Annotated in this window: 7 protein-coding genes and 1 tRNA gene; 3 read left to right on the plus strand and 5 right to left on the minus strand. The window is 55.9% G+C overall.

Translation table 11 applies throughout. The features are described 5' to 3' along the window. The 3 genes from RBB47_RS30700 to RBB47_RS30710 all read right to left on the minus strand — a co-directional run. The coding region (locus RBB47_RS30700; protein ID WP_305989749.1) for a DUF5801 repeats-in-toxin domain-containing protein at positions 1-6,875 on the minus strand (6,875 nt) is incomplete at its 3' end. A gap of 894 nt (positions 6,876-7,769) precedes the next feature. Then, complete coding sequence (locus RBB47_RS30705; RefSeq protein ID WP_305989750.1) at positions 7,770-8,561, minus strand: ABC transporter ATP-binding protein; 792 nt, start codon at positions 8,559-8,561, stop codon at positions 7,770-7,772. 872 nt (positions 8,562-9,433) lie between these two features. Beyond that, a tRNA-Leu gene (locus RBB47_RS30710) sits at positions 9,434-9,519 on the minus strand. 232 nt (positions 9,520-9,751) lie between these two features. On the opposite strand from RBB47_RS30710, the gene map reads away from it, so the two are divergent. The 3 genes from map (at position 9,752) to RBB47_RS30725 (ending at position 13,763) form a co-directional block, all read left to right on the plus strand. After that, positions 9,752-10,582: a type I methionyl aminopeptidase gene (gene map / locus RBB47_RS30715; RefSeq protein ID WP_305989751.1), complete on the plus strand. Its 831-nt coding sequence runs from the start codon at positions 9,752-9,754 to the stop codon at positions 10,580-10,582. Positions 10,583-10,597: 15 nt separating this feature from the next. Next, positions 10,598-11,311, plus strand: coding sequence for a DNA repair protein RadC (radC, locus tag RBB47_RS30720; protein WP_305989752.1), 714 nt, complete (start codon positions 10,598-10,600; stop codon positions 11,309-11,311). Positions 11,312-11,483: 172 nt separating this feature from the next. Beyond that, positions 11,484-13,763: a bifunctional diguanylate cyclase/phosphodiesterase gene (locus RBB47_RS30725; RefSeq protein ID WP_305989753.1), complete on the plus strand. Its 2,280-nt coding sequence runs from the start codon at positions 11,484-11,486 to the stop codon at positions 13,761-13,763. An 18-nt stretch (positions 13,764-13,781) separates the two neighbouring features. Here RBB47_RS30725 and RBB47_RS30730 read toward each other — a convergent pair whose 3' ends face one another. Continuing rightward, entirely contained in the window at positions 13,782-14,729 is a 948-nt protein-coding gene (locus tag RBB47_RS30730) for an ArgK/MeaB family GTPase (protein WP_305989754.1), read from the minus strand. Between the two features lie 41 nt (positions 14,730-14,770). Beyond that, positions 14,771-14,952: putative PEP-binding protein (locus RBB47_RS30735; protein WP_305989755.1), on the minus strand; the 182-nt coding region annotated here is incomplete at its 5' end.

Below are 14,952 nucleotides of genomic sequence, written 5' to 3' on the forward strand. Positions count from 1 at the left end.
GCCAACTCGTCATTGTTGCCCAGAACAGGAAGATCATCCTCATCAACAGTCTGATCCTCGCTGGCTCCAATAACAGGGCCATCGTCGTAGACCGTGATTTCGATGCTGTCGGAGACGCTGTCCCCGTCCGTATCGGTGATCGTGTAGACGAAGTCGAGCTCGATCGGATCGTCCGGATCGGAGGCATCGCCATGCGCAAGCGCCTGCTGCTGCGTGAACGACCAGCTGCCGTTCGGGCGAACGAACAGCTCAAACGCAAGATCGCCGTTTTCGTCGCGGCCCTCAACAAGCGGCCAGGCACTCGCGTCAACGAAGGTCACCGTGATGTTGGAACCGGCCGTCGTCTGAAGTCCCGTCAGACCGCTCGGATCAAACACAAGCGCATCTTCAAGCGGCTGGTCATCCGCGCCGAGCGAGAACTCGATCGTTCCCGTCGTGCCGCCCACCGGCACGACCGCATCACCGTCGGCCTGGCCAGGATTGTTGTCAGCGGCCTTGGTGGTGGATCTTGTCGTCCCCTCAACATCATAAGACAGGATGACGGTTGTCGCACCCGTCGGGTTCACCGGAACCGAGAAGAAGCTCAGTCCCGCAGCTGCAACACCACTGTAGACCGTACTGTCGCCCGCAATGCGATAGCTGTATTCAACCGCATCATCGCTCGGATTGATGATCCGGAACACTGCTGTCGACGGATCGCTCAGGCTGCCAATCGAGGTGAGCGTCAGTTCCTCACCACGCTCCAAATCACCAGTCGCCATGTCCAGCTGCGTCTCGTCAACGCTGCCCGTCGCTCCGGTTGTCGTCGGCATATCGTCGTCAACCGTCACCTCGAAGGAACCGGACGTGTCCTTGTCACCGTCAGAGTCCTGCGCCGTGAAGTCGAAGCTGAAGGTCAGATCGTCTTCGAAGGCCGTCTCCGGAGAGCCGTCATTGTTGAAGTCGGAATCCTGGTAAGGATGATCCAGATTCTGACGAAGCGTGAACGTGTAGGAACCCGTGCCGTCGTCGGAAAGCTCGACCGAGAACACAACGCTATCAACGTCAATCGCCGCCGGAGCATTCGTACCCACATAGCCCACAAGCGTCTGGCCATTGTCCAGAAGGTGGAACTTGACCTCCTCGCCATTCGACTGAAGCTCACCGTTGGACAGATCAAGCGTATTATCCGCACTGTCCGTCACCGTGACATTGGAAACAGCGCTGAGCAGATCCGTAAAGTAGACAGACCTGTCCCCAAGACCGGCCTCACTGCCCGTGTCATCGTCACTGTCGGCTGAGTCAGAACCCCAGGAAATCGCAAGATTACCCGTCTTGACCGGCGAACCATCCGCCGCAAGGTCGTCGCCCGCCAACTCGTCATTGTTGCCCAGAACAGGAAGATCATCCTCATCAACAGTCTGATCCTCGCTGGCTCCAATAACAGGCACGTCATCATCAACACCGATCGAGAAGGTCACCTGTGCAGTGTCACCGTCGCTGTCGATCGCCTGGTAAAGGAAGTCGATGATCAGGTTGTTCTCATCGGCGCCTTCCGGATGGTCGAGGTTGCCCTGAAGGTCGAACTTGAACCAGCCTGAGTGGGTGTCGAACAAAGTAACTGTAAAGACAGTCTCGCCACCTTGACCCGCACGCGCGGTCAGAAGCGTACCGTTTTCGGTGATCTCGTAGTGGAGAAGCGTGCCGCCTGAGGAGAAACCTTGAGCGAGCAGCAGGTCAATTGTGCCATCTTGTGCGTCGGTCGTGTCGACAAATGCGACAGCGCGGTCACCGTCTTCAAACGTCGCACCACCGTTTACGTTGTCGTTGGCGTTGTCGGCACCCCACGCGATGCCGAGGTTGCCGAAAACGACTGTCGGGTCGCCGTCGCCATAGAGGTTTTCAAGGCGCTGATTGGTGATGACATCGTCGTCACCGTTTTGGGTGGTATCGCCAATGCCGTCGACAAGGTCTCCGTTTTGTGTCGACAGGTCGTCTTCATCGACGACCGCGGCAACACCGGTCTGGATTTCCAGGCTCCAAGAGAATAGGAATCCAGTATCAAGGAATTCAAAGTCTTCAAATTCGAGCGTCCATGTGCCGGCCTGGTCCAACCCGTCGAGATTGGAAAGGGCCTGCTCGGACGGTTTCCAGACGCCGCCGAATGGAGCGGGCGCCTGATCAAACGACCGACTGGCCTCGTCATCGAGCTCGATCGGAGACCCGTCGGCATCGCGGAAACGGCCTTCCTGCGAAATGAGCAAGATACGCGTTCCATCCGGGGCGATCAGGGTGATGTCGAGATCCGACAGGAACGTGTGAGAGAAGGACATCACGACATCGAGGTCGAGGATCGATCCGCCTTCTGGCACTTCAAGCGATGATGTCGTGACACCTCTCGAGCCCCGGCCTTCCGGAATTCTGAGGCCACCGTCCGGAATGTCTTCCGCCTCGTAAACGCTCGTAACCGGTGTTCCGAATGCATGGACATCCGCTGGCCCGATGATCGGGCTGTCATCCATCACCCGGACGACAAAGTCGTTTTTGGCATAGTCGCCGTCACCGTCACGCGCTGTGTAGGTGAAGATCAGCGACAGCGGATCTTCTTCGAACGGAGACGTGCCCTGGATCGGATGATCAAGCGTGTCGTCGAGGATAAATTCGTAGGAACCGTCACGGTCATCGGACAATCCGACCCGGAAGACGGAGCGCTCGTCGCCATTCTCATCAGTTGCCAGCGCCAGAAGGATCGTGCCGTCGTTCGACAGTTCGAAATAGACGGAGTCCCCCCGTGAAGTCAGCTTATCGAGATCAACTTCTGCACCGTTTGCGTCCCTGATTTCAAGGAACTGGGACACGGTCTCTAGCGGCACATTACCGTTACCGGACCACTCAGAGAAGATAACAGAACGATCGCCTTCCGTTGTCGGGTCATCCTGCACCGGCAGTCCGGCGCGGAAGCCGTCTCTACCGCCGTTGGTGTCGTCAGCGCCCCACAAGATACGAAGGTCATCGCCAACCCTCTCGGTCAGCGGCTCACCGTCAAGGAAGGCTTCGTAATCGATATCGAGCGGATAGCGGTCGTCGTTGCCGCCGCGAAGATCCTCTTCCTCGACCGTGCGCGCACGACGGGCGCCGAGTGCAATCGGTGCGTCATCGATGATGCCGACGTTGAAATCGCCCGAGGCGAAGTCACCGTCACTGTCCGTCGCATGGTAGTCGAACGTGAGGTTCAGCGTATCTTCGCCCTCAAAACCGCTACCTGTTGTCGGATGATCGAGCGTGTTGAAGAGAACGAAACTGTAGGACCCGCTGTCATCGTCGGACAGGGAAACCTGGAAAACAATGTCGTTGGCCAGCGCTTCGCCCAGCCACCGGGGCGCGCGTGAAGGCGCGGAATTGCCGGTATAGGCCAGCAGAACCGGACCCTGAGACCCTTGCACAATGATGAAGGAGACGTCGTCGCCGCGCGACGTCAGGTCGGATGCGTTAAGAGCGCCATCGTTGACCTCGATAAGGTCGTTGACCTGTTCATCCGTGAGACGTGTCCCAACAGGAATGTCATCCGGGTCATCGCCGAAACTCACCGAGCGGTTGCCGGTCGTCGCCCTGTCGGCGCCTACCGTATCGTCGGCATTATCGGCACCCCAAGAGATATCGAGGTCGCCGCGCGCAACGTGAGTGGTTTCGTTGTAATCATCGCGGCCACGGCGAACGGGATGGTCTTCGTCTGCTTCAGGGCCGAAATCCTCGTTGCCCCAGCCGACAACTTCCCATTGTTCTTCTTCGACAACGCCGTCTTCCGCGTCACCGACAACCGGGCTGTCATCGGTCACGTTGACCTGGAACCAGGCATTGCTGGCGTCGCCGTCGCCGTCGCGGGCGGTGAAGCGGAAAGCCAGCGCGATCGTGTCTTCGCCGTCCGTGCCTTCACCGGCAATCGGATGATCAAGCGGTCCCTCAAGCAGGAAGTGGTAGCTGCCGGCCTCGGTCACATCTGAAAGCGAAACCGTGAAGACCGGATCGCCACTGCTGGTGGTCGCAACAAGCGTCGTGCCATTGGCCGACAGCGTGTATACAAGCGCCTCGCCGCCGGATGTGAGGTTCTGAATTCCGACGGACGCCCAGAGAATGTTACCAACCTCTCCCGGCGACAGTGTCCGTTCAGAGCCGGTTCCGGTTGCAAAGACAACCGAACGGTCCCCGGCTTCCTGCGTGCCGTCATAACCACCGTTTTCAACCGTGTTGGAATCGTCACCGCCCCAAAAAATGTTCAATGTAGCGGAAACTTCATCCGTCGTACGGTCACGGAACGGAGTGTCACGGTCACCAAACCGGGACGCGGCATCGGTGTCCTCATTGCCGAATGGTGTGAGCTGCTCTTCTTCCACCGTCCGTGCGAAGAAAGGACCGATGGCAATTGGACTGTCGTCAATGATATTGACGTTGAAGTCGCCTTCGACCGGGTCCTTGTCGCCATCGGTTGCAACAAAGCCGATGTTCAGCGTGAGCGTCTCTTCGCCCTGAATTTCGCCCGGGTGATCGAGCGTGTCGTAGAGAACGAACTCGTAAGTTCCGTCTCCCTCGTCTAAACGGCCTTTTTCGTCGAGCAACTCGACCGTGAAGACGACATTGTCGTTTCGGGCCTGGAAGATCCTGGTCGGAATGCGGTCAGGCGCAGTTTCGCCGGTGTAAGCGATCAGAACCGGGCCTTCTTCGCCTTCAAGAATGATGTAGGAGATGTTTTCCCCGCGCGACGTGAGCTCGCTCAGCGGGATGGAACCCTCAGCGTTGCTCGCCGACAGGATTGACTCGATCTCGGTTAGTTCAAGAGTTTCGCCAATGGGCAAACCGCCGAAATCAATGGTGCGTGCGTCGCCATCATCGGCGCCAAAGTCGATGCCAAGGCTGCCTTCGGCGCGGTGGGTTGTGATGTCGCGGTTGAAGAACCGGTCGTCGTCACCTTCGCCGCGGGTCCCGTCGATCCCGTCTCCCACAACCTGGCGCTGTTCTTCCTCAACGGTGCCGTCTTCCGTCTCGATGATCTCGGGCGTGTCGTCATTGACGGCCACCTGGAACGTGTTGGCGATCTGGTCGCCATCGCCATCGGTCGCAATGAAGCTGAATTCGAAGTTGAGATCTTCTTCGGCATCTCCCGGAATCGGGTGGTCGAGCGTATCGATCAGTTCGAAAATGTAGCCGCCGGTTTCTTCATCGGACAAAGTCACTCTGAAGACTTCACGATCGCCGGCAGATGCAGTCAGTTCAGTGCCATCTGCATTGAGCTCAAACGTGACAAGTTCGCCGCGCGAGTAGAGCTCCGTCAGCGTCTTCTCGCCGCCCTCATCCGTGTAGGTGATGTTGATGAAGTCCGGAATGCTGGACTGTGCGGTGTCAACTGCAAGCAGGTTCAGAACCGTATCGAAAGGCCCTTCTTCACCCGTTGTTTCGCCGCCGGTTTCCTCTTCGCCTTCAGGGACTTCTGTGGGTTCTTCCGGCGCGAGAACGCCGAAAACAACTGACCTGTCGCCGGTTCCACCAGGCGTATCCTGCACGAAACGCGGATTGCCGTCTGAATCGAATTCAACTTCGACATCAAAGTCATCGGCCTGGACTTCAGAATTTTCGTCTTTATCCGAATCGTCCGCGCCCCAGACAATATTCAGTTCACCAGCAGCAAAACCGGGAGGGAGATCGTATTCTTCGGTCTCCTCACCACCCTCGCCGTTGCCTTCTTCGTCGGTAATGTCGGTTACGAAGCGCTCGACCTCATCCTCACCTCTGCCTTCCTCTTCGAGAAGGTCGTCTTCATCGACAGCACCGGGCTCAGGCGCAGCGGAAAACTCCGGCACGTCGTCCGTCACGTTCGCCGTGATCGTGTTGGTGGCGGAATCGCCGTCGCCATCCGTCGCGATGATTTCAAAGACCAGCGGCAGGATCTCGCCGAGCCCGTCTCCGACGTGATCAAGATTTCCAAAGAGCTTGATTTCGTACTCGCCGCCGAAGTTTCGCTCCGACCCGGTAATCTTCAGTTCAACGGTGAATATGATTTCACCGTCCGGCTTCGTCGCGATCAGGATTTGACCCTTTTGGCTATCCGGGTCCGATTCCGGTCTCACCGGAGGTACGTCAAAAACACTTAACGTCAGCGGCTCGCCGTCTGACGTGAGCCCGGTTGGCAGGCTGCTTTCGACAAACTCCAAGCTTATTTGCGACAGTGGCCCTGCATTGTCACCAAAATCCAGTTCCAACGAGTCTTCGGCGACCAGCGGCTGGCCTGGAAGCGGTTCAGTGCCGTTTCCAAGATTGGCTTCGTCAAAATCAACAACAATGGGTCCACCGAAAAAGACCGGCACGGTATCGACAATCGGGTCCGCCTGATCGTCAGATGCGAGGCTCCGAATGCCGGGAGGGCCTCCGATCAGGAGATCATTGATGCCGAGGCCAGGTCCCAGGTCGTTGATGACAACGTCTTCGAAGGTTTGACCACCACCAGACGGACCATCGCCCAATTCCGTCGCAAGGTTGGTCGTTTCGCCCGCAGCTGTCTGGATTTCGTCGGAAACCTGAAGGTTTGCAATCGAGGTGAAATCATCGAGGGAGAGTGTCTCGGTGTCGCCCACCAGTGCCACCTGAGACCCACCGTCGCCGTCAAAGAAGCCCTTCACAATGATCGTTCCACCATCGGTGAAGATCATCTGGAGATCGCCGCCAATGCGGATAAACGAAATATCTTCGTTGAGAATTTGCCTGAAGTCGACGAGCTGATCGGGTTGCCGCACAACCTCAACCGTTCTCAACGCCGCCGGTTGATTCAGGACCAGTGGTCCACCGTCAGTTCCATCGCTTCCGCCATTGGAGATGTTGGCTTGGGCAATCCGTACAATCTCATTCATGTCTAAACACTCGGCACTTTTGTGGGCATTTTTCTAAATTCGTTATGCAAACATTTACATTCTTTTCACCTTATTCAAAAGCCCATGTTTCATTAACTTTAGAAAAGGTAAACGCGCACTCGAAAATTTGAGTGAAGAATTCAAGCAAGAGCGAGAGGAAAACTGGGAACGAAAACAATCTCAGAGTAAGTACCAAGTAGACATAAAGCTTAAAGCAGATGCTTTTCGATCCTTGAGCCTATTAATTCTTAATTTGGTAATATGCTCGGAAAATTCTTTGAAATTTTCGCTGAACTATTTCGAAATTCAGGAGCAGAACGAGTATTTGAGCGTTCAATTTGCCCTGGACCAGCCAAACGACAAGCTCACAGAGTATTCAATGTATGTCCGATGTATGTCATCGGCAAAATTACCAAAGCAAAACCCGCAGAAGGGTCCCTATTGGCCGTATAGGTAAAATCTATAGCTCGATAAAGGCGAAATAGGTAAATTTCCCTTTCCGTATCTAGCTGATGTATTTAGATACATTTCTGTATAATCTAATGAAATCTCTGATATTTTACCGTTATCAATTGATTTAGTTTTTCCCGACGGCCAAATCGCCAAGAATTTACTTTGCTTTTAACAAAAAAAACATAAGAGAGTCAGCTAACTGCCCTACGTAATCGCCAGAATAATGAAGTTGAATCTGCTTCTCAGCAACAACCGTTAACGTAACCTCTGTGGAAATTAACAATTATGACGCAGAACAACCTGTCGCTTTGTGACGGAAATGCGGCAAAATTGCCTCAATTGGGTTTCGGGCATTAACCATTTGAGGGCCCTGCACTCTCCCCCAAGTATCCGTTTGTCGCGCCGCTGACAGGCAGATTTCGCAGCTTCCGGATGGGTCCCTCAGGCGACCCGCTCTGCCGCCATTGCTTCATGAAGCGCAGAAGAAACTTTCCTGCAAAGAGCTGCATATTCCGAAGACGTTCGAAACGCCTCGTCGCGGACGTGCGACGCATCGATTGCGATCTCATCGACCACACGCCCCGGCCGTGAGCTCATGACCGCAACCCTTTGGGAAAGAAAGACAGATTCAAACACGGAATGCGTCACGAACACCACCGTCAGGCCGAAGCTTTGCCACAGACTGATAAGGTCGTTGTTCAGCTTGAAACGGGTGATTTCATCCAGCGCTGCAAAGGGCTCATCCATCAGCAGCACCTTGGGTCGGGTCACCAGCGCTCGGGCAATGGAGACCCTCATTTTCATGCCGCCTGAAAGCTCGCGCGGGTAACTATCGGAAAACTGACCGAGCCCAACCATCTCCAATGCGTCGAAAATGCGGTCCCGCGCTTCCGTCTTTGGTACGCGACTGAGCTTGAGTGGAAGCCGGACGTTTTCGAACACGGACGCCCAGGGCATCAGCGTTGGTTCCTGGAAAACAAAGCTCAGGTCATGTTCCCGCTGACCCGGCCTTTCCTGCGGCCAGTCCACCCTGCCACCGGTCGGCTCGGCAAGCCCCGCGATGATGCGCAGCGCTGTTGACTTCCCGCATCCGGACGGCCCGAGGAGCGACAGAAACTCCCCTTCGGCAATCTCGAGCCGCAGATCGTCCAGCGCGACGGTTCCATTCGCAAAGGCTTTCGAAACGTCATCGAGTGAGACGATGGCCGCCTTGTTCGCAACAGATCTGTTCATCGATTTTCGGCCGCCATTCCAGAGCCTTGTCAGAGTGCCTCAGTAACTAGGCCATGCCCTCTTAAGTCTCAACAAGATAAGTGTGTCACTTGATGACTTAACAACGGGCACTCAAGCAGGCAGCTGACGATAGCGACACAGAATTGTGCGGGCGACGGGACTCGAACCCGTACAGCCTAGGGCCGAGGAATTTTAAGTCTGATAAACGAAACTGGCCAACAAAAAAATAGATCATAAGCATCTGATTTTTAGAAGCTTTCCAGGAAAATCTGTTGCCATCCGAAACCAAAATCGCACAGAGTCGCACAGAAACTCGCACAAATTCAGTCAGTAAACAGAACGAAACGCGTATCCGTACTTTTAGCCTCTTGCCATATATCTAACTTCACTCGGCATGGGAGAGCGTGTGACCCAGACACAAAATATTCACTCTGAGTATGTAACTGAATAATACACTAACTTATAATTCTTTGTATTCTTCCCAAACTAAGAAAAATATTGGATTTTTTTCGATCTTTTCATCATACCGAAAGAAGAAGCGATAAAGTATTGACAATAGAAAACTGCAAGGACCAGGAAAGAAGCACAGGAAAGCCAAGATCGTCGCAAATCCGGTGCCAAAACGTAGTAAAATAGCTGCTTCAGGAAACGTTCCGACGCTGACTGCGATTGCCAGAATACTACCCACAGCGGCCAAAAATGGCTAGGAAAAAAATGCAATGTTTCCTTTTCAATGATTTGTTCCAACCATGTCGCAATGCTGTGGAGACTGAATATGACCGTCTCATAACTTTCCCGCATGATCAAGATCTGACAACTTTACGTTGTTTGCGATCTCACAACCAAGATACAAATTACAAAATACAATGATCTGGTGCGGGCGACGGGACTCGAACCCGTACAGCCTAGGGCCGAGGGATTTTAAGTCCCTTGTGTCTACCAGTTCCACCACGCCCGCAGGTTCTTTTCACCTATCCGGCCTGTCAGATTTTCGCAAGCGGCTGTAGGCGCTTTTGGCGAAATGGGCGAAAAGTTTCCACGGCAGCCGTATTTTGCTGCAGCGGGAACTGGAAATCAGCGCCGAGCAGCGGTATGTGAACAAGACACAGTGACACGGATAAGCGTGCCCGGCGCCTCGCGCCGAACTTGAAGAATGAAGGCACCGCGCAAGTTACGAGACACGGTACCCCATGGTCAGTTACATAGACGCCACAGAAGCGCCCCTGAAAAACACCGGTCAGATCCGGCTTTACGGCCAGGACGACTTTGAAGGCATGATGCGTGCCGGCCAGTTGACGGCAGCCTGCCTCGACGAGCTGGCAGCTCTCGTCAAACCGGGCACGACAACGCAGGAAATCGACGAATTCGTCTACCAGTACGGGATGGACAACAAAGCGCTTCCCGCCACGCTGAATTATCGCGGTTACACAAAGTCTTGCTGCACGTCGATCAACCATGTTGTTTGCCACGGCATCCCGAACAACAAGGCGCTCCGTGAAGGTGACATTGTCAACATCGACGTCACGTTCATCCTGGACGGCTGGCATGGCGATTCCAGCCGCATGTACCCGGTTGGCCAGCTCAAGCGTGCGTCCGAACGCCTGATTGATGTGACTTACGAATCCCTGATGCGCGGCGTAGAGGCTGCAAAGCCCGGCAACACCACCGGCGACATCGGCGCGGCCATTCAGTCTTATGTCGAAGCGCAGCGCTGTTCGGTTGTCCGCGACTTTTGCGGACACGGCCTCGGTCTTCTGTTTCACGACACGCCCAACATTCTTCACTACGGCCGGCCGGGTGAAGGTGTTGAATTGAAACCGGGCATGATTTTCACCATCGAACCCATGGTCAATCTCGGTCGTCCGCACGTGAAGGTGCTGAGCGACGGCTGGACGGCTGTGACGCGGGACCGGTCGCTGTCCGCACAGTTTGAGCATTCCGTCGGCATAACGCCTGACGGGTGCCAGATCTTCACGACATCACCGAACGGCATTCACAAGCCCGGGCGGCCGAACGACTAGGTCAACTTGAGCCCGATGAAAAATCCAGACGCGGATCTTCCCGCCTCGGCCACCGCAACAGGTGATCACAAGGGGCACCGTCAGAGATTGCGGGAAAGGTTCCGCAAATCCGGCGAGGACAGTCTCGCAGATTATGAGCTTCTGGAATTTCTGTTGTTTGCCGCCCTGCCCCGCCGGGATACCAAGCCGATCGCAAAAGCGTTGCTTCAGCGCTTCGGATCCTTTTCGGCCGTTTTGGCGGCACCGCGTGAACGGCTGAAGGAAATCGACGGGTTGTCGGATGTCAGCGTCGACACACTGAAGGCCGTTCATGCGTCCATAGCGCGTTACCACCGGGCTGAACTGAACGAACGGCGCCTGCTCGATTCCTGGTCGAAGGTGATCGACTACCTGCAGGCTTCGATGGAACTGTCCACCGTTGAACAGTTCCGCATTCTGTTTTTGGACCGGAAGAACGGCCTGATCGCCGACGAGGTTCAGCAGACCGGAACCGTGGACCACACACCGGTCTATCCGCGTGAGGTGATCCGGCGGGCCCTGGAACACTCTGCAACCGCCCTGATCCTTGTTCACAACCATCCGTCCGGTGACCCTACGCCCTCGCGCGCCGACATTCAGATGACCAAAAAGATCATCGAAGTCGCAGCCCCGCTCGGCATTGAAGTCCATGATCACGTGATTATCGGTCTAAGGAACAATGTCAGTCTGCGCGGCCTTCAACTGATTTGAAACTAAAAATCGATTTTCAACACAGTCAAAACAAATGAAAAACTCCAGGTTTTTCTTGGCTTGGCGGGCGAAAATCTGAGTAAATACAATTTTACAAATATTTTACTAAGATCTTGGAAGCATTCATTAACTCGGATCGACAATACTCTGCCCACATAACCTGGGCGCGTGCATGAACAAATCGATCAAAAACTCCGGCGGTCATATCGCCAACGCGATCATTTTTCCGATGCTGATCGTGGTGCTGACCTCTGTCTTCAGCATCATCGGACTGATGCACTGGTCGGCCCGACTTTCCGACGAAACAGCCGAGGACTCCCAGCAAAAGCTTGTCGCCGGAGCCTTGCAGCTCACCCAGAACTATATCGTCAAGCAGCAGACCGGTGTGGTCATCTGGGATGAGGCCTACCGCGAGGTCAATGCGGCGGCCCCGGACGAGGGTTGGATTTCCAATAATATGATGAGCTGGCTGTCGCAGAACCACGGCTTCACGCGTTCGGTTCTGATGGGTCCGGACTTCAACGTGTTGTCGGTCTATTCTCACGACAAAAACACCAGGTGGATGTCCGATAGCCTCATTGAAGAACTTGCCCCCGCCATTGCCAAAGTGCGCGCGCGCTACATAACCTCGTTTCACAAGACCCCGTCGGGCCTCTACAGTTTCATGCCGCCAGGCGGTGAAACACATCTTTCGATAGCAGAAAGCGGCATGCTTTCGCTGTCCGGTGAACCGTATCTTTTCACTGCCGCTGCTGTTGTTCCGCGCATTCAATCGGTCATCGCAGAGCGCCGTCCACCTGCAGTTCTGGTCAGTTTGATACCGCTACGGGGTCAGAAACTGGATAACATCTCCAACATGTCCCGGCTGGAAGGGTTCGTTCTGGCCGAGGGCCAGGCAGACAGGAACGGCGTCGGCACGTTTCAGCTCGACTCCCCAAGGGGCAAAGACATTGGCGTGATCGCCTGGCAGGCCAGCCAGCCGGGCACGCAGATGCTACAGCGCATCAACCCGTTTCTCGCGGTTGCCGCGTTTGTAATCGCCGCCGTCGTCATGGCGGTAACCGTATTCACGCGGCAAATGACCAAGCGCCTCGCCCGGAGTGAAGCCAAGGCGGTGCATGCAGCGCGTCACGATGCACTGTCCGGGCTCCCGAACAGATCCAGCTTTCAGGCGCTCCTGACTGATATTCTGGAGGAGAGCGCGCAAAACGGAACAAACACCGCCGTTGTCTATGTTGACCTCGACCACTTCAAGGACATCAACGACACCCTCGGCCATTCTGCGGGCGACCAGGTCATCGTTGCCGTCGCCAACAGATTGAAGCAAGTCATCCCGGTCGACGGCATCGTTTCCCGCATCAGCGGCGACGAATTCGTGATGGTCCTCAGGAATTGCGAGAATGACGAATGGCTGGAGTACATTCTCGACCAGATTCAGGACGAGATTTCCAGACCGATCAAGATCGGCCGCCGGGAGCTTTTTGCCAGCCTGTCGATGGGGGCAGCGGTCGCGCCCAAGGACGGCGACAGCCCGGATGAGTTGCTGCGTAAGGCAGACATTGCGCTTTACGATGCCAAGGCTAACGGACGAAACAGACGGTCCTTTTTCCGCCCAACCATGGAGCAACACGTCCAGTCGAAAGACAAGATGTCCCGCGAGCTCCGCCTTGCTCTCAAGAATGACGAACTCGATCTCGCTTACCAGCCACAGTCCGATACCGACGCCAAAAAGATCGTCTCTGTTGAAGCCCTGGCAAGGTGGACCAAGGAAGATGGCACGGTCGTGCCCCCGTCCCAGTTCATCCCGATTGCAGAGGAAACCGGCCTTATCAACGACCTCGGCATCTGGGTCTTGAACAAGGCCTGTGCACGCGCACACGACTGGCCGGGCGTCGTCGTCTCCGTCAACGTGTCACCGAACCAGTTCAGGCATCCGCGCTTTGTCGAAAAAGTCATGGCCATTCTTGCCGCCAATGACCTGCCGCCGCAGCGCCTGGAAATCGAGGTGACCGAGAGTGTTTTCGCCGGTAGGGACGATTCCGTGCTGAATGCGCTCCGCAGGTTGAAGAGCCTCGGCGTGAAAGTGGCCCTCGACGATTTCGGCTCCGGCTATTCCAGCCTGAGTTACCTGCGCCGTTTTCCCTTCGACACGCTCAAAATCGATCGGGATTTCGTTTCCGACATGAACGGCAATCCGGAGGCAGAAGCCATTCTCGTGTCGATCATCCAACTCGGCAAGGCGCTTGGAATGACCATCGTCGCGGAAGGGATCGAGACCATCGACCAGATCCGCTTCCTTCAGGAACATGACTGCCATCGCATGCAGGGCTATTTCATCTCAAAGCCGCTCAACAGCAAGGCGTTGAGCCAGTTCCTCGATGATTTTCATGCGGTTAGCGCCAGCGAATTTGTGGAAGGTCTCGGGTTCAAGGCCGGCGGCAGCACGGCCTGATCTGATCCGATCAGCTGTTCAGGCAAGGCGCTGCCTGACCTCTGCGGCAAAGGACGCAAAACTTGCAAAGGGTTCGCTCAGGGCAAGTGAAAACCAGTCCGCCTCCAACCGCCTTTCCGCAAGTTCCAGACCCGAAACGCCGAATTCGGAACGCACCATGTCCCTGAACCAGGCCACGTGCTGCCGCCGCCGCCTGGCGTTGAGCCCCGCCTGAACCAGATAGGCATGATGCTCGGCAGCCTTGCCAAGGAGCTCGGGAATTCCGGCGCCTGTCTGCGCGGAGACTTCTGTGACCGGAACAGTCCAGGCCGTGTTGCCGCCGGAACTCAAAGAGAGCGCCCCGGCCACATCTGACGCTGCCCGCCGTGCCAGCACGCCCATGTCAGCCTTCGTCACGGCGACAAGATCCGGCAGTTCCATGATGCCCGCCTTCATGAACTGAAGACTGTCACCGGAACCTGGTTGAATACACAGCAGAACCGTGTCGGCGACCTGCTTCAGATCACTTTCCGATTGCCCGATGCCGACCGTCTCGACAATCACCTGATCGCAGACAGCGCGTAGCACCGCGATCGCAGCGACGGCATGATCCGACAGGCCCCCAAGGCGATCCCGCGCGGCCATGGAACGCACGAAAACCGCATCGTCCAAGGGGTCCGTCTTCAGCCTTGTCCGGTCGCCCAACAGAGCGCCGCCTGTTACCGCCGAAGACGGATCGATGGCAAGAACGGCGACGGTTTTGTCCTGCTCACGATAAGCCTTGATCAAACTGTCGGTCAGGCTCGATTTCCCCACGCCGGGAGGCCCCGTCAAGCCCAGCACGATCCCCTTCGCATCCGAGCAGGCCTGATCCAGAAACGCTGCAGTCTCAACATCTTGCGCATGAGTTTCGATCCTGGTCAGAACGCGCGCAAGCAGACGCTTGCCGCCCTGACGCAAGTCGCCCAATGATGGAAATCCGCTCAACGCACCGTCCCGAACAAGGTCTGAGTTTCAAGCCGGACCGATTAGCCGGAAGACTTATGCTTCAGCGCTGACTGCGCTGCAGCCAACCGGGCGATCGGCACGCGGAACGGCGAACAGGACACATAATCCAGTCCAACGCTCTCGCAGAACGAGATAGATGCGGGGTCGCCACCATGTTCGCCGCAGATACCAAGCTTGATGTCGGGCCGGGTCGAGCGTCCAC

The organism is Roseibium sp. MMSF_3544, from assembly GCF_030732845.1.
Lineage (GTDB): Bacteria > Pseudomonadota > Alphaproteobacteria > Rhizobiales > Stappiaceae > Roseibium.

Bases quoted from the DNA above. Each gene is read 5' to 3' on its own strand.
- RBB47_RS30725 (WP_305989753.1), top strand. From the start codon at position 11,484: ATGAACAAATCGATCAAAAACTCCGGCGGTCATATCGCCAACGCGATC.
- RBB47_RS30705 (WP_305989750.1), bottom strand. From the start codon at position 8,561: ATGAACAGATCTGTTGCGAACAAGGCGGCCATCGTCTCACTCGATGAC.
- map (WP_305989751.1), top strand. From the start codon at position 9,752: ATGGTCAGTTACATAGACGCCACAGAAGCGCCCCTGAAAAACACCGGT.
- radC (WP_305989752.1), top strand. From the start codon at position 10,598: ATGAAAAATCCAGACGCGGATCTTCCCGCCTCGGCCACCGCAACAGGT.